This window comes from Streptomyces sp. Ncost-T10-10d (genome assembly GCF_900091955.1).
GTDB lineage: Bacteria > Actinomycetota > Actinomycetes > Streptomycetales > Streptomycetaceae > Streptomyces.
Map to the genome: position 1 here is coordinate 81,135 of NZ_FMDF01000160.1, position 18,661 is coordinate 99,795.

15 protein-coding genes are annotated in these 18,661 nt (G+C 69.5%); 14 read left to right on the forward strand and 1 reads right to left on the reverse strand.

The window, feature by feature from the left end:
- Window positions 1-128 precede the first annotated feature (128 nt).
- The 5 genes from GA0115254_RS29165 (at window position 129) to GA0115254_RS29185 (ending at window position 6,808) form a co-directional block, all read left to right on the forward strand.
- A complete protein-coding gene (locus tag GA0115254_RS29165; RefSeq protein WP_093898263.1) occupies window positions 129-3,170 on the forward strand; it encodes a beta-N-acetylglucosaminidase domain-containing protein in 3,042 nt (1,013 codons plus the stop codon).
- A 660-nt stretch (window positions 3,171-3,830) separates the two neighbouring features.
- Entirely contained in the window at window positions 3,831-4,145 is a 315-nt protein-coding gene (locus GA0115254_RS29170) for a hypothetical protein (RefSeq protein WP_093898264.1), read from the forward strand.
- 460 nt (window positions 4,146-4,605) lie between these two features.
- Entirely contained in the window at window positions 4,606-5,493 is an 888-nt protein-coding gene (locus GA0115254_RS29175; protein ID WP_093898265.1) for a hypothetical protein, read from the forward strand.
- Window positions 5,490-6,068 carry a hypothetical protein gene (locus tag GA0115254_RS29180; RefSeq protein WP_141720934.1) on the forward strand — a complete coding sequence of 193 codons (579 nt, stop codon included), beginning with the start codon at window positions 5,490-5,492 and terminating at the stop codon, window positions 6,066-6,068. Before GA0115254_RS29175 ends, GA0115254_RS29180 begins: the two co-directional genes overlap by 4 nt.
- Entirely contained in the window at window positions 6,065-6,808 is a 744-nt protein-coding gene (locus GA0115254_RS29185) for an ATP-binding cassette domain-containing protein (protein WP_093898267.1), read from the forward strand. The genes GA0115254_RS29180 and GA0115254_RS29185 overlap by 4 nt, the downstream gene beginning before the upstream one ends.
- Window positions 6,809-6,958: 150 nt before the next feature.
- Here the strand turns inward: GA0115254_RS29185 and GA0115254_RS47260 are convergent, their stop codons facing one another.
- Window positions 6,959-7,495, reverse strand: coding sequence for an HNH endonuclease (locus tag GA0115254_RS47260; protein WP_018552807.1), 537 nt, complete (start codon window positions 7,493-7,495; stop codon window positions 6,959-6,961).
- 329 nt (window positions 7,496-7,824) lie between these two features.
- On the opposite strand from GA0115254_RS47260, the gene GA0115254_RS29195 reads away from it, so the two are divergent.
- The 9 genes from GA0115254_RS29195 (at window position 7,825) to GA0115254_RS29235 (ending at window position 18,644) form a co-directional block, all read left to right on the forward strand.
- Window positions 7,825-8,892, forward strand: coding sequence for a mechanosensitive ion channel family protein (locus tag GA0115254_RS29195; RefSeq protein ID WP_093898268.1), 1,068 nt, complete (start codon window positions 7,825-7,827; stop codon window positions 8,890-8,892).
- Between the two features lie 274 nt (window positions 8,893-9,166).
- The gene (locus GA0115254_RS29200; protein ID WP_093898269.1) at window positions 9,167-10,390 is read left to right on the forward strand and encodes an ROK family transcriptional regulator; all 1,224 of its coding nucleotides are present in this window, start codon (window positions 9,167-9,169) and stop codon (window positions 10,388-10,390) included.
- A 62-nt stretch (window positions 10,391-10,452) separates the two neighbouring features.
- A complete protein-coding gene (locus GA0115254_RS29205; protein WP_093898270.1) occupies window positions 10,453-11,790 on the forward strand; it encodes an ABC transporter substrate-binding protein in 1,338 nt (445 codons plus the stop codon).
- A gap of 79 nt (window positions 11,791-11,869) precedes the next feature.
- Window positions 11,870-12,751, forward strand: coding sequence for a carbohydrate ABC transporter permease (locus GA0115254_RS29210; protein WP_093898294.1), 882 nt, complete (start codon window positions 11,870-11,872; stop codon window positions 12,749-12,751).
- Window position 12,752: 1 nt separating this feature from the next.
- Entirely contained in the window at window positions 12,753-13,655 is a 903-nt protein-coding gene (locus GA0115254_RS29215) for a carbohydrate ABC transporter permease (protein WP_093898271.1), read from the forward strand.
- 2 nt (window positions 13,656-13,657) lie between these two features.
- Window positions 13,658-14,923, forward strand: coding sequence for a 6-phospho-beta-glucosidase (locus GA0115254_RS29220; protein WP_093898272.1), 1,266 nt, complete (start codon window positions 13,658-13,660; stop codon window positions 14,921-14,923).
- Entirely contained in the window at window positions 14,914-15,888 is a 975-nt protein-coding gene (locus GA0115254_RS29225; RefSeq protein ID WP_093898273.1) for an N-acetylglucosamine kinase, read from the forward strand. Before GA0115254_RS29220 ends, GA0115254_RS29225 begins: the two co-directional genes overlap by 10 nt.
- A gap of 315 nt (window positions 15,889-16,203) precedes the next feature.
- On the forward strand, window positions 16,204-17,595 hold the full coding sequence (locus tag GA0115254_RS29230) for a hypothetical protein (protein ID WP_370740964.1): 1,392 nt from the start codon (window positions 16,204-16,206) through the stop codon (window positions 17,593-17,595).
- Window positions 17,596-17,606: 11 nt separating this feature from the next.
- Complete coding sequence (locus GA0115254_RS29235) at window positions 17,607-18,644, forward strand: glutamate ABC transporter substrate-binding protein (protein ID WP_093898275.1); 1,038 nt, start codon at window positions 17,607-17,609, stop codon at window positions 18,642-18,644.
- Window positions 18,645-18,661: the final 17 nt, after the last annotated feature.

The following is an 18,661-nucleotide window of genomic DNA, read 5'->3' on the forward strand; positions in this document are numbered from 1 at the left end:
CAACAGCCGATCACCCCTCACCTCACCCGCCGCATCGGGCATTTACGGCACAACAGCCCCCCGCATTGACACCCTCGCGCGTGGGTGGTGGGCTCGGAGCCCACCCGTGGGAGCGAGGGAGAAGAGCAATGCGGCTCAGGCGCAGAAAGCAGGCAACGGCTGTCGCGGTCGCCGTGCTCGGCGGGCTGCTCTCCGCCGGGACGCCGGCTGCCGTCGCAGCCCCTTCGGCGCCCGGCTCCACCGCCGTCACCACCTCCGACCGCACCGACGACGGCACGCTGCCCGCCGTATGGCCGCGGCCCCAGTCCATCAAGGCGTCCGGGTCCTCCGTACCGCTCCTTGCCGAGGTCACCCTCGTGGCCGGCGCGCACGCGGATCCGTACGCCGTCGACGCACTCCGGCAGATCCTGCGGGACGCGGGCGTGCGGACGGTCCACGAGGCGTTGCCGGGTCGCGGAACCGTCATCCGGCTCGGCGGCGACGGTGCCCAGGACGCCCTGCGCTCGCTGCGCGCCCCGGACCGCGGCGATCTGCCGTCCGGTGGCTACCGGATCGCGGTGGGCCGGGTCGCGGGCCGGGACACCGTCGCCGTGGACGGCGTCGGCGAGGACGGTCTCTTCCACGGCGTGCAGACACTGCGTCAGCTGATCGGGGACAAGAGCGTCGCCGGGGTCACCGTCAGGGACTGGCCGGGCGCCGCCGTACGCGGGATGACCGAGGGCTTCTACGGGCAGCCGTGGACCCGTGCGGAGCGGCTGGCACAGATCGGCTTCATGGGGCGCACGAAGCAGAACAGGTATCTGTACGCGGCGGGCGACGACCCGTACCGGCAGGCCCGTTGGCGCGACCCGTACCCCGCCGACCGGCGCGCCGACTTTCGGGCACTGGCCGAGCGGGCCCGCGCCGAGCATGTGACGCTCGGCTGGGCCGTCGCCCCCGGCCAGGCCATGTGCATGTCGTCGGACAACGACGTGAAGGCGCTGACGAAGAAGCTCGACGCGATGTGGGCGCTGGGTGTGCGGGTCTTCCAGCTGCAGTTCCAGGACGTCAGCTACAGCGAGTGGCACTGCGACAGCGACGCCGACACCTTCGGCAGCGGACCCGAGGCGGCGGCCAGGGCGCAGGCGCGGGTGGCGAGCAAGGTGGCGCGGCATCTCGCGGACCGCTATCCGGACGCGAAGCCGCTGTCGGTCATGCCGACGGAGTTCTACCAGGACGGGTCGACCGACTACCGCAGGGCGCTCGCCGAGGAACTGGACGACCGGGTCCAGATCGCCTGGACCGGTGTCGGGGTCGTACCGAGGACCATCACGGGCGGCGAACTGGCCGGTGCCCGCGCCACGTTCCGGCATCCGCTGATCACGATGGACAACTATCCGGTCAACGACTACGCACAGGACCGCATCTTCCTCGGTCCGTACACCGGCCGGGACCCGGCGGTGGCGATGGGTTCCGCGGCACTGCTCGCCAACGCCATGGAGCAGCCGTCCGCGTCCCGCATCCCGCTGTTCACCGCCGCCGACTTCGCCTGGAACCCGAAGGGGTACCGGCCGCAGGAGTCCTGGCAGGCGGCGATCGATGATCTGGCGGGCGACGACGCCCGCACCAGGGACGCGTTGCGCGCGCTGGCCGGGAACAGTGCGACGTCCGTGCTGGGCGCTGACGAGTCGGCGTATCTGCAGCCGCTGCTGGCCGCGTTCTGGCAGTCCCGTACGACGACCGACGCGACGGCGCAGGCCGATGCGGCGCGCAGGCTGCGGGCGGCGTTCACCGTGATGCGGGAGACCCCGCAGCGGTTGAAGGGGCCGGCCGACGGGCTTCTGGACGGCGAAGTGCGGCCGTGGACGGAGCAGTTGTCCCGGTACGGCCGGGCGGGCGAGCTGGCCGTCGATCTGCTGCAGGCCCAGTTGCGCGGTGACGGCGCTGCCGCGTGGCAGGCTTCGCTGGCGCTGGAGCCGGTGCGCAAGGCCGCGAAGGCGAGCGGTGCGACGGTCGGCAAGGGCGTCCTCGGCCCGTTCCTGGACCGGGTGCGCCGGGAGGCGGACGCCTGGACGGGCGCGGACCGCGACGCCGGTACGGTGACCGAGGCCCCGGGCAGCTACACGGTCCGGCTGAACCGCTCCCGCCCGGTGGAGACCGTGACGGCGATGACGGTGCCCGGCAGCGGCGCCGTGGCCGGTGCGACGCTGGAGGCCCATGTGTCCGGCGAGGGCTGGCGCAGCCTCGGCCCCGTGTCGGCCACCGGCTGGACCCAGATGCCGGCCAGGGGGCTGCGGGCCGACGCGCTCCGGATCAGCTGGCCCACGGGCGGTCCGTCGACACCGCCGGTCATCACGGGCACGTTGCCGCCGATCGTCCCGGGAAGCCGGATGGGAAGCAGCATCGAGACCGCCGCCTCGGGGAGTGCGCGGGGCCGGGCTCCGCAGGTGCGCGCGCTCGTGCCCTGGTTCGGCGACGAGCCCGCCGCCCGGCTAGATCTCGCACGCGGCGAGACGGACGCCGAGATCGGCGGCGGGCCGCAGCGGGTCGAGGCGCGGCTGGCCGCCCGGCGCCCTGCCGAGGTGCGGGGCACGCTCACCGCGAAGGCGCCCGAGGGCATCGAGGTGCGCGTCCCGAAGCAGACGAGGGTGCCGCGCGGTTCCCGTACCGACGTCCCCGTCGAGATCACCGTCCCGAAGGGCACCCCGGCCGGCGAGTACGAGGTGCCGATCGGCTTCGGCGAAGAACGCAGCACGCTGACCGTCCGGGCGTACCCGCGCACCGCGGGCGCCGACCTGGTGCGTACCGCCGCCGTCTCCTCGTCCGGCGACGAGACCCCGGACTTCCCGGCGGCGGCCGCCTCCGACGGCGATCCGGAGACCCGCTGGTCCTCGCCGGCCGAGGACGGCGCCTGGTGGCAGGCGGAACTGCCGCAGCCGGCCCGGGTCGGCCAGGTGGTGCTGCACTGGCAGGACGCATACGCGTCCCGCTACCGCATCCAGGTCTCCGCGGACGGCCGCAACTGGCGCACGGCGGCGACCGTACGGGACGGCAGGGGCGGGCACGAGTCGGTCCGGATGGACGCGAAGGACACCCGCTTCCTCAGGGTGCAGGGCGATGCCCGCGCCACCGAGTTCGGCTACTCGCTCTGGTCGGTTCAGGCGTACGCCGTGGCCGGGCAGGACAACTGACCTTCCCCGGCTTACCTGCCCGGGGACGGCAAAGGCCCGGGAAATCAGGCCGATATGCCATCGGTCCGAGCCATCGCGTCGTCCGCGCCGAACGGTTGCGAGCAGGGCAGGGCGGCCTGCGCAGGTGGCGTGCCCCGTGCGGATGGCGGCCGTCCCTCCGACGACCCGCCTCGCACAGCACGAGAACATGACGGATGAATCGAACCGGCCAGTGGCCGAATTCCGTTGAAGAATCGAGGCCAGATTGTCCTGTTCCAGGGGAACGTCAGAATGTGATGACCTGTGAAATCTGCACATATGGAAGCAAATACGATCCGGCTCACTATGTGCGGGCATGCCGAAATGCCTCAGAATGGGGCACCGCGTGAATATCACCTGCGGGATCCTTCTACGACTGGAGGGCGCACCTCCCGCAGCCAAGAAAAGCGTTGCCCGGAGATTCACCCAGGTGTTATTGTCTGGACGATGCGAGGGGGGAATCTTCGCATGCACGGGGGGATACGAAAGTTTGCACCTTTCGTGCTGGATTGAATCCAGAATGGGAAATTCGTGAAATTTAGCGCACGCCTGGCAACGACGGCCGGGACGGCCGCGGTCATCACTCTCGTTTTCGCCACTTCTGCTGAAGCCAACTGGTCAAGCAGCATTACCGCGGCAAGTGTGGGGTTCGAGTCCCGCCGCTGGTCCGACGAGCTGTACTCGCAAATCCAGTTCACCGATTGTCGCACCGACGGTGTGGCAAAGAACACCGATGTGCAGATGTGGCGCGACATCCCCTTCCAGCCCGACGACTCGTACGACACCAAGACCTTTACCGCCTGCTTCGGCGGTGGTACGAGCAACGGCGAGTGGACCGACCTGGGCTCGGGTATGAAGAACGTCTACTTCCAGATCAGGAAGATCGCCAGCATGACCGTCGGCCCGCAGCTCAGCGTCCGGGTTGTCAGCGTCGACACCACCAAGGCCGACGGCTGACTGAACATCCGCCCCGGGGGCCGTCACGGCGGCCCCCGGGGCGCACCCTTAAACTCTGTGAGTCGCGATGAAATTCACCACCGCACTGCGCAGTAGCAGCGTGCGCTGGGCCGGCCCCGTCGTTCTCCTGCTGACTTCCCTTTATTACCTGACGGGAGAAGTCGCACCTCTCAGCCAATATCACCACTGGGCTCCAGCCATTGTGTCGGCTCCGCTCATGGTTCTTTACGCGCTCGCCTATGCGGTTTCTGCCGCCCTTGGGGTATGGGAAAGCGGGCGGTTGCGGAAAGCTCATGTCTGGGAATTGCTGCCCTCCCGTAGCCGTTATCGGGTCGCGGCCAACGCCCTGTTGCCCGTGGTGATTTTGTCCTGGCTCGTATTGTTGCTGCCGTCGGCCGTGTCCCTTGTTCGCAGCGGCACTGTCCCGAGCCTCGACTCCCTGCGGCTGCCCTTGATGGGCATGGTGATATCGGTTGCCCACGCGATTGTTGGATTTACCCTCGGCTCCGTTCTGCCGCAGCTGATCGCCACCCCGGTGGTTGCCGTGGTGGACTGGATCGCAGTCGCCTTCACCCGGGCCACAGAGCCCTACTGGCTCCGCCATGTGTCCGGGCAGTTCTCCGACATCGGCTTCGGTGAAGTACCCCGGCTGGTGTCCGTGGCCGCGCCTGTCCTGCTGGCAGGGGGCATCGCCATCGGCCTGATGCTTCTCTGGCTGCCGTTCGGCCCCCGGGCGCTGCGCGGTGTTCTCGCGCTCGGTGTCGCCCTGGCCGGTGTCCTCGGTGCTCACCACATCACCCGGGACTGGCCGCACACGCCTCCCATGGCCACCGGCCTGGCCGCTGTGGACTGCACGGGGGAACAGCCCCGGGTGTGCATGCCGCAAGTGGCCTCCGAACACCTGGCACAGGCCCAGCGCGAAGCGTCCGACGTACTGCGCACCCTGCATGCCGCCGGAGTCCCTGGCACCGCCCCCACACGGATCGAGGACCTGCTCACCGGGACGGCCTCGGCCGGGTCCGGCGACCGGGTGTGGAGGATGAGCCTCATGTCGGCCGACCAGCCGCACGAGGCCGGCTACCAGGTCATGGTCCGGGCGCTGAAGTTCCGCTGCGCGCAGGTTCCCGTCGTCCGGGCTCACTCCGTGTGGCTGTGGGCCGCCACCCGTACCGGACAGGTCGAGGCGTACCAGGACCGCCGCAGGCGCGAAGGCGTGACCCCCCAGAGCCAGCAGATCGAGAGCGAAGTCGGCGCCCAGGTCCGTGACGTTCTCGGCCGGGCGCCCGGCGAGCAGGCCCGGTGGATCCGCAGCACCCTCAACTCCTCCTGCACAGCGAGCAGCACATGAGGTGGTGGATCGGCGCCCGGCGGGCGAACGCAATGATGCCGCTGGCGCTGGCCGGTTTCCTGCTGCCCCTGTTCGCGGTGCAGAACGTCCGGGTCGCCCTGCCTTCACTCGTCGGTTCTCCTCAGGTCGCCCTCACCCTTTTCGTCCCCGTACCGATCCTCGCCTGCCTCATGCACGTTCTCGAATCGCGTCTCCCCGCCCCCGAGGACTCCGGGGTGCGGCCGATAGGCCGGTACGACGCCGCGCTCGTCGCCGTGCTGGCTGCGGGGACGCTCGGGTGCGCCCTGCTGGTCGCCGCCTGGGGCGGTACGCAGGAGGCCGCCGCTTCGGGCCGCAATGTGCTCTTTCTGGCCGGTCTGATGCTCCTTGGGCGCGCCGTTGTCGGTCCGGCCGCGGTTCTGGTGCCCGTGGCCTGGCTCGTTCTTGTCGTCGGCATCGGCTTTCGTGGCAATGTGCCACGCCTGTGGACCGTCGTACCGCAGTCCGCCTACGACGTTCCCACGGCCGTCGTCTCCCTGCTGGTGTTCATCGCCGGCGTGACGGCCCTGATCTTCGCTCCGAGGAAGGCACCGTGACCCTCGAACTCACCCGCTGCACCTATCGCTATCGGCGTCGGCGGCAGCCTGTCCTGCAGGACTTCGACTACGCACTCCCCGAAGGGCTCTCCATCCTCCTGGGGCCCAACGGCGCGGGAAAGTCGACCTTGCTGAAACTCGCGGCCTCGGTCGTCACCCCACAGCGGGGCAATGTCCATCTCGATGGGCTCCCGGCGGGAACAAGGCAGTACCGGCAGGACGTGGCGTGGATGCCGCAGGACATCACCCCCATGCCCGGACTCACCGCACGCGAGTACGTCGCGTACATCGGCTGGCTCAAGGGCATGAGCCGTCCCGAGGCCTGGAAACGGGCCCGGAAGTCCCTCGCCCAAGTCGACCTCGCCGACCGGATGAACGAGCGCAGCGACCGCCTTTCCGGGGGTCAGTTGCGGCGGGTCGGGGTGGCCGGCGCGCTGGTGCACGGTGCCCGTGTTCTGCTGCTCGACGAGCCGACCGCGGGGCTCGACCCGTACCAGCGGCGGGTCTTCAGGGACATGCTCTCGGGGCTCACCGGCGACATCCGGGTGCTGCTGTCCACGCACGACGTCGCCGACCTCGCCGAGGAGGCCGACCACGTCACCGTCGTCTACGACGGCAAGATCGTCCACCACGGTGACACCGGATCCTTCCTCGCCCTCACCCCGCCCGGCACCGTCGAGGGCCGTGCGGCCGAGGGCGCATACACAGCCCTGCTGCGCGGCTGCGGCGCCCGGGCCTGAGGTCCCAGACCTCAGGCCGGGGCGCGATCGCCCTGCCCGCGCACGAGGTGCCGGCCCGGGTCCTCCGCCCGGAGACCGCGCTCTCGCTGAGCCGCGGTGCGCGCGGCGCTCCGCGAAACCGTCTTCCCGAGACGCAGAAGCCCGGATCTCTCAGGCTGAGATGCCGTCGATCCGGGCCATCGCGTCGTCCGCGCCGAACGGTTGCAAGTACGGCAGCCAGCGCGGGTCGCGGTGTCCCGTCCCGATGATGCGCCAGGCGAGACCCGTCGGCGGGGCGGGCTGCTGGTGCAGCCGCCAGCCGAGCTCCGGCAGGTGCCGGTCCGCCTTGACGTGGTTGCAGCGGCGGCAGGCCGCCACCACGTTGTCCCAGGCATGCTGTCCGCCGCGGCTGCGCGGAATGACATGGTCGACGCTGGTCGCGGCGGCGCCGCAGTACATGCAGCGGCCCCCGTCCCTGGCGAACAGCGCCCTGCGGGTCAGCGGTACGGGCCCCCGGTAGGGAACCCGTACGAACCGCTTCAGGCGGACGACGCTGGGGGCCGGGACGGCCCGGGTGGCACTGTGCATGAAGGCGCCGGACTCCTCAAGACAGATGGCCTTGTTTTCGAGCACGAGGACGAGCGCGCGGCGGAGCGGTACGACGCCGAGCGGCTCGTACGACGCGTTGAGAACCAGGACATGCGGCACGGTGGATGCCTCCTTGTACGCCGGCGGCGCGTGGCTCGCGCCGGGACGATCCGATCTCAGTCTCTACTCACGCCTGGTCAAAGCGCCACCACGTGCGAGTAACGGGCCGGGAGGATTTTTTCTCCGCCCCCGCCGTTCACACCTTCGCCGCCCGCCGGAACAGGCCCTTGTGAGCCTCCGCCGCAGCGGCCGCGCCCCGATGTGCGATCGGCCACACGCCGCCTGCGCGCCCCGCGTGAGACATGCTCTCCCCCCGATCGTGGCAACGGAACACCCCCGATACCCCGTTAGTGTGGTTGGTCCGCCGTCGTCCATCTGGAGGTTCCACCGTGCTCCCGTCCGCCCTGTTGGCCGCAGCCCCCTCGCCCGGGTCCGGCGGCTCGCTGGACGAGGCCGCCGAGCAGGCCGGTAACGCCGCAAGCTGGGTGGAGGAGAACTGGTCCACCTGGCTGAGCATCGGTCTGCGCATCGTGCTCATCGCCGCGATCGCGATCGTGTTGCGCATCGCGGTCCGCCGTGCTCTCACCAAGCTCATCGACCGGATGAACCGCAGCGCCCAAGCGGTGGAGGGCACCACGCTGGGCGGGCTGCTGGTCAACACGGAACGCCGCCGTCAGCGCTCCGAGGCAATCGGTTCCGTACTCCGCTCGGTCGCGTCGTTCCTGATCCTCGGCACGGCCGCCCTGATGATCCTGGGCGCGTTCCAGATCAATCTGGCTCCGCTGCTGGCCTCCGCCGGTGTGGCCGGTGTGGCGCTCGGTTTCGGTGCACGCAACCTGGTCACCGACTTCCTCTCCGGTGTCTTCATGATCCTGGAGGACCAGTACGGCGTCGGCGACACCGTCGATGCGGGCGTCGCCTCCGGCGAGGTCATCGAGGTCGGCCTGCGGGTCACCAAGCTGCGCGGCGACAACGGTGAGATCTGGTACGTCCGCAACGGCGAGGTGAAGCGGATCGGCAACCTCAGCCAGGGCTGGTCGACCGCCGGTGTCGATGTGACGGTGCGTCCCACGGAGGATCTGGACAAGGTCCGTGCGGTGATCTCCGCGGCCACCACGGCGATGGCCAAGGAAGACCCGTGGAACGAGCGGCTGTGGGGCCCCGTGGAGATCCTGGGTCTGGACTCGGTGCTCCTGGACTCGATGACGGTCCGGTTGACCGCGAAGACGATGCCGGGCAAGGCGCTGGGCGTGGAGCGCGAGCTGCGCTGGCGGATCAAGCGGTCCTTCGACGAGGCCGGAATCCGCATGGTCGGCGGCGTTCCGGCCCAGCCGGACGAGCCCTCGCCGGCCGACCCGACGGCCGCCATGGCCGCCCCCTCGGCGTACGCGTCGGCCACCTCGCCGCAGTCCCTGGCCACGACACCGATCACCCCGCCGCCGAACATGTCGAAGTAGGACCCGGCCGGAGCAGGACTCGGCCGTACGAGTGAGGGGCGCCCCGCGAGGTCTGCGGGGCGCCCCTCACTCGTGAGTGGGTCGACGTGACCTCAACTCGGTTCGCCATCAGCCCGGTTGGGAATGCAAAACGAAGGACCCATACATTCCGGAAGCACCCCAGGTAACGCTTTGGTAGCCACCGGGGCGCTGCCCATTGACGGCCCGGTGACGCGCGCATAACGTCCTCTCACCGAATAGGAAACTTTCCTAACAGAGGGCAGGTGCAGTGCTCATGGCCGGAACCACACCGGGTACCCCCCGCGTTCTGCGGGCCATGAACGACCGGGCCGCCCTCGATCTGCTGCTGGAGCACGGGCCCCTCTCCCGGACCAGGATCGGGAAGCTGACCGGGCTCTCCAAGCCCACCGCGTCGCAGCTGCTCGCGCGGCTGGAGGCGGCCGGGCTGGTCGTCGCCACCGGGACCGTGGCGGGGCGGCCGGGGCCCAATGCCCAGCTGTACGCGGTGAACGCGCGGGCCGCCCATGTCGCGGGGCTGGATGTGAACGCCCGCCGGATCGTCGCCGCCGTCGCCGATGTGACCGGTGAGACGGTCGGCGAGTTCGAGCTGCGCACCCCGGGGCGGCGCGCCGACTCCGTGGTGCGGCAGGTGGCGGACGCGCTGGACGGGGCGGTCAAGGACGCCGGGCTCACCCGCGCCGATGTACACCGGGTCGTCATCGGCACCCCGGGCGCCTTCGACCCCGGCACCGGGCGGCTCCGGTACGCCTCGCATCTGCCCGGCTGGCACTCCCCCACCCTGCTGGACGAGCTGGCCGCGTTTCTGCCGATGCCGGTCGAGTACGAGAACGACGTGAACCTGGTCGCGGTGGCCGAACAACGACTCGGCGCGGCGCGCGGGCACGACGACTTCGTCCTGCTGTGGAACGAGGAGGGGCTCGGTGCCGCCCTCGTCATCAACGGCCGGCTGCACCGCGGCTTCACCGGTGGCGCCGGCGAGGTCGGCTTCCTCCCGGTGCCGGGAGCCCCGCTGGTCCGCCAGGTCACCAAGGTGAACGCGGGCGGGTTCCAGGAACTGGCGGGCGCCCAGGTGCTGTCCCGGCTGGCCCGGGAGCTCGGCATCGACGACGAGCTCAGCCGCGGCTCCGGCACCCACCACGAGGTCGCGGCCCGGCTGATCGCCCGGGCCGCCGAAGCCGCGGAGGCGGGCGAGGACGGCCCGTACTCACGGCTCCTCGATCTGTTCGCCACCGGACTCGCGACCGGTCTGGCCTCCATGGTCGCCGTACTGGACCCGGAACTCGTCGTGCTGTCCGGCGAGTTGATCGCGGCCGGCGGGGAACCGCTGCGCGGCCGGGTGGAGTCCGAGCTCGTCGAGCTGGCGGCCTCCCGGCCCCGGCTGATCGCCGGTGACGTGACCCAGCGCCCCGTACTGCGTGGCGCACTGGAGAGCGCACTCGCCACCACCCGTGACGAAGTCTTCGACACGTCGCGCTGACCCGTTTCCCGCCTCTTCCTTCACACGCCCCCCGCCCCCATCCTTCATCGGGAGTCACCGCCATGTCCGGACACCGCCGGAAGACGGCCGTCGCGCTCGCCGCGACCGCCGCGATATCGCTGTTCGCCTCTGCCTGTACGGGCCAGAGCAACTCGGGTGCCCATGATGACGCGTCCAAGGAGACGACCATCAACTTCTGGCACGGCTGGAGCGCCCCGAACGAGGTCAAGGCGATTCAGGCCACGGTCGACGCCTTCGAGAAGGCACACTCCAACATCCATGTGAAGGTCGTCGGCAACATGACCGACGACAAGATCAACCAGGCGCTGCGGGCGGGCGGTTCGAAGGCCCCCGACGTCGTCTCGTCGTTCACCACGAACAATGTCGGAAAGTTCTGTTCGTCGAAGGCGTTCGTCGATCTGAACCCCTTCCTGAAGAAGGACGGGATCGACGCGGACAAGACCTTTCCCAGGGCGATGAACGAGTACACGCAGTTCGACGGTGTGCGCTGCACCGTGCCGCTGCTCGGTGACGCGTACGGCCTCTACTACAACAAGGACGCGTTCAAGGCCGCCGGTATCACCGGTCCGCCGGAGACCTGGTCGGAACTGGCCGAGGACGCCAAGAAGCTGACGAAGACCAAGGGCGACTCGTACGAGCAGCTCGGCTTCATGCCGAACTACCACGGCTACGAGACGACGACCGAGCACTACCTCGGTGGCTGGAACCCGAAGTACTTCGACAAGGACGGCAAGTCGAACATCGCCGAGGACCCGGCGTTCGCCTCCATGCTCACCACCCAGAAGAAGCTGGTCGACGACCTGGGCGGTTACGAGAAACTGGAGAAGTACCGTACGGCGTTCGGTGACGAGTGGGGCGCCAAACACCCGTTCCACACCGGCCAGGTCGCCATGCAGCTGGACGGTGAGTGGCGGCTCGGGATGGCCGAGGAGACCAAACCGGAGTTCGAGATCGGGGTGGCCCCGATGCCCGTCGCCGACGACGAGGCCGACACCTACGGCAAGGGCTATCTGACCGGCACCATCGCCGGTATCGCCGCCACCTCGCAGAAGCAGAACGCGGCGTGGGAGCTGGTGAAGTTCATGACGACCGACACCGACGCGGTGGTCGAATTCGCCAATGCCATTCACAATGTGCCGTCCACGCTGGACGCGCTGAAGTCGCCGAAGCTGAAGTACGACCCGCGGTTCAAGACGTTCCTGGACATCGCCGCGAACCCCGAAAGCACCACCACCCCGCCCTCGGTGAACGGCGGCGCGTACCTGGTGTCCCTGCAGAACCTCGGATTCGACATCGAGAAGGGCAAGCAGACGGACATCAAGGCCGGTCTGGAGAAGACCGCCAAGGAAATCGACGCGGCGATCGCACAGGCTAAGTAGAGACGCGATGAGCACACGTACGGGCACGTACACACTGCGTTCGAAGCACCGCCGGTCGGCGCTGCGGACGGCGGCCTTCATGTCGCCGTGGCTGATCGGGTTCTGCGTCTTCTTCGCCTACCCGCTGATCTCCACGCTCTATTTCTCCTTCACCAGCTACGACGGATTCGCGGCCCCGGAATTCAGCGGGCTGAAGAACTGGTCGTTCGTCTTCAACGACTACCCACTGTTCTGGCCCGCGCTGCGCAACACGCTCTGGCTGGTCGTGGTCATGGTGACCTGCCGGGTGGTGTTCGGCCTCGGTGTCGGGCTGCTGATCACCAGGATCAAGACGGGTACCGGGGTCTTCCGCACCCTGTTCTACCTGCCGTATCTGGCCCCGCCGGTCGCGGCGACCCTCGGCTTCGTCTTCCTGCTCAACCCGGGTACGGGGCCGGTCAATTCGATCCTCGGCGACCTGGGAATGCCCACGCCGGGCTGGTTCACCGACGCCACCTGGTCCAAGCCGGCGCTGACCGCGCTCGCGGTGTGGGGGGTGGGTGACCTGATGGTGATCTTCATGGCCGCGCTGCTCGACGTACCGAAGGAGCAGTACGAGGCGGCGGAGCTGGACGGGGCTACCGCCTTCCAGCGGTTCCGCTTCGTCACCCTGCCGAACATCTCGCCGATCGTGATGTTCGCCGTGGTCACCGGGATCATCCAGACGATGCAGTACTACACCCAGCCACTCGTGGCGGGGAAGGTCGCCTCGGGCGTGATGGGCGGCTCCGGGCAGCAGTTCGAACCGGGCTATCCCGACAAGTCGACACTGACGCTTCCGCAGCTCGTCTACAACCTCGGCTTCCAGCGCTTCGACTACGGCTCCGCCTGCGTGGTCGCGCTCGTTCTCTTCGTACTCGCGATGGCGTTCACCGCACTGCTGATGCGGCGCCGCAGCGGGCTGATCCAGGCAGGTGAGTGACGTGGCGCAGGCTCTCGACACCCTCAAGGCAGCCGACCGGGCGGCCGACCCGATCACTCCGGCCGAACGTACGGCACGCCGCAAGGCGCTGCTGAACTGGATCGCCGTGCACTCGCTCGGGGTCGCTGCCGCGCTCTTCTTCGTGCTGCCGTTCGTCTTCCTCCTGCTCACCTCGCTGATGAGCGACCAGCAGGCGCTGACCCGCGATCTGTGGCCGCACCCCTTCGAGTGGAGCAACTACAAGAAGGTGTTCGACACTCCGGGCTTTCTGACCTGGTGGAAGAACACCCTGCTGTACGCGGGGCTCGGCACCGTCCTCACGGTCGTGTCGTCGCTGCCCGTGGCGTACGCGCTCGCCAAGTTCCGCTTCCGCGGGCGGCATCTCTCACTGATGCTCGTCATCTCGATGATGATGCTGCCGCCGCAGGTCGTCGTCATCCCGATGTATCTGTTCTGGGCCAAGCAGCTGGACATGTCCGGCACGCTCTGGCCGCTGATCATCCCGATGGCGTTCGGTGACGCGTTCTCCATCTTCCTGCTGCGGCAGTTCCTGCTGACCATCCCGAACGAGTACCTCGACGCGGCGAAGGTCGACGGCTGCGGTGAGCTGCGCACCCTGCTGAAGGTCGTCGTACCGATGGCCAGGCCGGGCATCGCCGCCGTCGCCCTCTTCCAGTTCTTCTACGCCTGGAACGACTATTTCGGCCCGCAGATCTACGCCTCCGAGAACCCGGCCGCCTGGACGCTCAGTTACGGCCTGGAATCCTTCAAGGGGGCACACCACACCGACTGGAACCTGACCATGGCCGCGACCGTACTGGTCATGGCCCCCGTGATCCTCGTCTTCTTCTTCGCCCAGAAGGCTTTTGTCGAGGGCGTCACACTGACCGGAGTAAAGGGCTGACCATGAAGCTCGCAGTAGTTGGTGGCGGGTCCACCTACACACCTGAACTGATCGACGGCTTCTCCCGGCTGCGGGACACGCTGCCCATCGAGGAGCTCGTGCTCGTCGACCCGGCGGCCGACCGTCTCGAACTCGTCGGCGGCCTCGCCCGGCGGATCTTCGCCAAGCAGGGCCACCCGGGGAGGATCGTCACCACCTCGGACCTCGACGCGGGCGTCGCCGACGCCGACGCGGTCCTGCTCCAGCTGCGCGTGGGCGGCCAGGCCGCCCGCAACCAGGACGAGACCTGGCCGCTGGAGTGCGGCTGCATCGGCCAGGAGACCACCGGGGCCGGCGGCCTCGCCAAGGCGCTGCGCACCGTCCCCGTCGTCCTGGACATCGCCGAGCGGGTCCGCCGTACCAACCCGAACGCCTGGATCATCGACTTCACCAACCCGGTCGGCATCGTGACCCGGGCGCTGCTCCAGGCCGGGCACAAGGCCGTCGGCCTGTGCAACGTGGCGATCGGCTTCCAGCGCAAGTTCGCCAGGCTCCTCGACGTCACGCCCGGCGAGGTGCACCTCGACCATGTCGGGCTCAACCACCTGACGTGGGAGCTCGGGGTCCGCCTCGGCGGCCCGGACGGCGAGAACGTCCTGCCGAAACTGCTCGCCGAACACGGCGACACGATCGCGGACGATCTGCGCATGCCCCGGGCGATCGTCGACCGGCTCGGCGTCGTCCCCTCCTACTACCTGCGGTACTTCTACGCGCACGACGAGGTCGTACGGGAGCTCGGCACCAAGCCGTCCCGGGCGGCCGAGGTCGCCGCGATGGAGAGGGAACTCCTCGCCATGTACGGCGACCCGGCGCTGGACGAGAAGCCCGCGCTGCTCGCCAAGCGCGGCGGCGCCTTCTACTCGGAGGCGGCCGTGGACCTGGCGTCCTCACTGCTCGGCTCGGGCGGCACCCCGGTGCAGGTGGTCAACACGTACAACAGGGGGACGCTGCCGTTCCTGCCGGACGACGCGGTGATCGAGGTGCAGGCCCGGGTCGACGGCACGGGTGCCACGCCGCTCGCCGTTCCGGAGCTGGACCCGCTGTACGCCGGCCTGATCGCCAACGTGACGGCGTACGAGGACCTCGCCCTGGAGGCGGCGCTTCGTGGAGGAAGGGACCGGGTGTTCAAGGCACTGCTCGCCCACCCGTTGATCGGCCAGTTCGAGTACGCCGAGGCGCTCACCGACAAGCTGATCGCGCACAACCGGGAGCACCTGGCGTGGACGTGAACGCTTCGGTCCTCGCGATCGATGCGGGGAACAGCAAGACCGATGTGGCACTGATCGGTGAGGACGGAACGGTGCTGTCGGCAGCCCGCGGCGGTGGCTTCCAGCCGCCGGTCGTGGGGATCGAGGCGGCCGTGGACGTTCTCGGCGCGGCAGTCGGCCGGGCGCTGGAGCTGTCCGGCGAACCGGTGGACTCCGTCGCGCATGTGTCGGCCTGTCTCGCCAACGCCGATCTTCCGGTGGAGGAGGAGCAGCTGGCGGCTGCGCTGCGTGCCCGTGGCTGGGGGGTCACGGTCGAGGTACGCAACGACACCTTCGCGATTCTGCGCGCGGGGGTGGACGAGCCGCGGGGTGTGGCCGTCGTCTGCGGTGCGGGGATCAACTGTGTCGGCATGGTGCCGGACGGGCGGACCGCGCGCTTCCCCGCCATAGGCCGGATATCCGGTGACTGGGGCGGCGGTTCGGGGCTGGCCGAGGAGGCGATGTGGTTCGCCTCGCGGGCGGAGGACGGCCGCGGTGAGCCGACCGAGCTGGCCCGTGCGCTGCCCGGACACTTCGGGCTCGACTCGATGTACGCGCTGATCGAGGCGCTGCATCTGGGCCGGGTCGAGTTCGAGCGCAGGCACGAGCTGACTCCGGTGCTCTTCGCGACCGCGGCGGCCGGGGACCCGGTGGCGGGTGCACTGGTGGACCGGCTGGCGGAGGAGGTCGTCGCGATGGCGTCGGTCGCGCTGACCCGGCTCGGCCTGCTGGACGAGGAGGCTCCGGTGGTGCTGGGCGGCGGGGTGCTGGCGGCCCGTCACCCACAGCTGGACGACAGGATCGCCGAGCTCCTCGCGGTACGTGCCCCCAAGGCAGTGGTGCGGGTGGTGACGGAGCCGCCGGTCCTGGGGGCCGCGCTGCTCGGCCTGGATCACACGGGGGCGGCTGCCGGGGTGCACGAGAGGCTGCGTGCGCAGTACGGCTGAGACGGTCTTCCGGCGCAAGGGGCGTCCTGCGGCGTTTCGCGTCACAGGACGCCCCTTGCGCACGGGAACCGTTCAGTTGTCCCGGACGTGTTCATGAGTGGGGAGATCGGTCCGCTTCGGGGATTGGTCCGCCGATCGGCTTGATCGGCGGCTCAGGCCTTGATCGAATGCGTGTGACTACCATCCGTGGACCGGTGCAGGATCCGGGCGTTCCTGGTGTGGATGTCGGTCCCTGCGGCCATACTTCTGGCCGGGTACCAGTCCTCCGATCGGCCGGGGGGCCGGGCCACCGCCAGTGACCGAGGGGGAGGTCGAGTGACATACCCGCCGAATGTACGCACGGCGCCGGAACACGCGCGGGCTCAGCCGCCCGTGCCCGCGACCGTACCCGCTCCGCCGCAGCACGGTGCCTGGTCCGCGACCGCGGACCGGCTGCGGGCCGCGGCGACGACCGAACCGGGCAGGCTCCAGATCATCGGGGCCGTACTGGCCCTGCTCGTCGTGGCGTTCGGGGCCGTGACGGCGTTCGAGATCGCCGACCGGGCGGCCGCGGCCGACGACGTGGTGAGCCGCAGCCAGCCGCTGAGCGCCGACGCGGCGGACATCTACCGCTCGCTGGCCGATGCCGACACCGCGGCGGCGAGCGGCTTCCTGGCCGGGGCGCAGGAGCCGCGCGATGTCCACGACCGGTACGACAAGGACATCAAGGAGGCATCCCGGCTGCTGGTGAAGGCCGCGGCCAACACGGACGCGTCGACGAGCTCCGGGCACGAGATCACCACGCTCAACGAGGAGCTCCCCCGCTACGCGGGTCTGATCGAGCGGGCCCGTGCCAACAACCGGCAGGGCCTGCCGCTGGGCGGCGCCTATCTCCGGTACGCGAACCAGAAGATGACCGACGTACTGCTGCCGGCCGCCGAGCGGCTGTACACGGCGGAGACCGGGCGCCTCGACCGGGACAACGACTCGGCCAGGGCCTGGCCGTTCCTCTCCCTCGGGCTCGGTGTCGTGGCGCTGGCCGCACTGTTCTGGGCGCAGCGGCGCAACTACCGCAGGACGAACCGGGTCTTCAACCACGGGCTGCTCGTCGCAACCGCCGCGTCCACCGTGGTGCTGCTGTGGCTGGCCGTGGGGCACACGGTGGCGCGGTCCGAACTGCTGGACGCCGATGTGCACGGGCAGCAGTCCCTCGATGTCCTCAATCATGCGCGGATCGACTCGTTGAAGGCGCGCGCCAATGAGAACCTCACTCTTGTCGCCCGCGGCGCGGTACTCACCCCGGACGGCAGGAACGACCAGTACGAGACCGACTACAACACGGGCATGAAGGCCCTCGGTGAAGAGCTGGGGAAAGCCAGGAAGCTCGCCGACGACTCCCAGGGGAGCGGGCCGGTGGCGAACGCCATCAACGGTGTCTCCGAGTGGCAGGGCCGCCACCGGACCGCCCGCACGACCGACGACAACGGCGACTACGAGGGCGCGCTGAAGCAGATCATCGGGCCGAGGAACTCGACGGGTGAGTCCTTCAACCGGGTGGACGAGGCGCTGAAGCAGGCGCTCGCCCATGAGCAGGGCGAGTTCACCCGGGCCGCGAAGAACGGACGCGGGGCGCTGGGCGGGCTGCCGATCGGGGCCGCCGCGCTCGCCGCGCTGGGTGCCCTCGCCGCGATCGTCGGGGTCAACCGCAGGCTCTCGGAGTACCGGTGAGAGGGGGAGCGATGACCAGGAAGCGCACTGGGTTCACCCGCGGCAGGCTGCGCGGCTGGGGCGGGGTGACGGGCATGGCCGTGGCCTGCGCGGTGACGGCCTCGCTCACCCTGCTGCCGCTCTCCCACGGCGCCGCCGACGCCTTCGGCGGGGACGCTTCGGGGCCGGGTACGGCGCAGGTGGTGCAGGCCCGGGCCGACGACTGCACGGACCCGGAGGCCAGCCTGCCGCCGTCGAGCGCCGACGGCACGAACATCGCGAAGATCAAAGCGCGCGGAAAGCTGATCGCGGGCGTCGACCAGAACAGCTTCCGCTGGGGATACCGCAATCCGGAGACAGGCAGGCTCGAAGGCTTCGACATCGATCTGGTGCGGGCCCTCGCCAAGGACATCCTGGGCGATCCCGACGCGGTGATCTTCCGGGCCATCCCCACCAACCAGCGGATCGCCGCCCTGGAGAACGACAAGGTCGATGTCGTCGTGCGGACGATGACGATCAACTGCAGCCGGCTGGACCAGGTCTCGTTCTCCACGGCCTACTTCCAGGCCGGGCAGCAGGTCCTCGCGCCGAAGGACTCACCGATCACCGGGTTCGACAAGTCCCTGGCGGGCAAGCGGATCTGCACCGCCGAAGGTTCCACCGCGTACGAGGCGCTGGAGAAGCAGTCGTTCGGCTCGGTCTTCAAGGACGAGCGCGACGGCACCGAGGCGGACGAGGACCGGCTCACCGTCCCCAACCAGCTGGACTGCCTGGTGCGGCTGCAACTGGGCGAGGTCGACGCGGTGGTCACGGACAACGCGCTGGCAGCCGGCCAGGCCGCCCAGGACCCGGCGGTCGAGCTCAAGGGCGACAAGCCGTTCACCACCGAGTACTACGGCGTGGCGACGAAGCGCGGTGCGAACGATCTGGTGGCCCGGGTCAACCAGGTGCTGGTCGACTACCGCAGAGGTGGTGCGGACAGCCCCTGGATGGTGTCGTACCGGAAGTGGCTGGAGGCCGGTCTGCCGGGGATATCGGCGCCGCCGGCCCCCAAGTACCGGAGCAACTAGCGCCGGGCCGGTCAGGT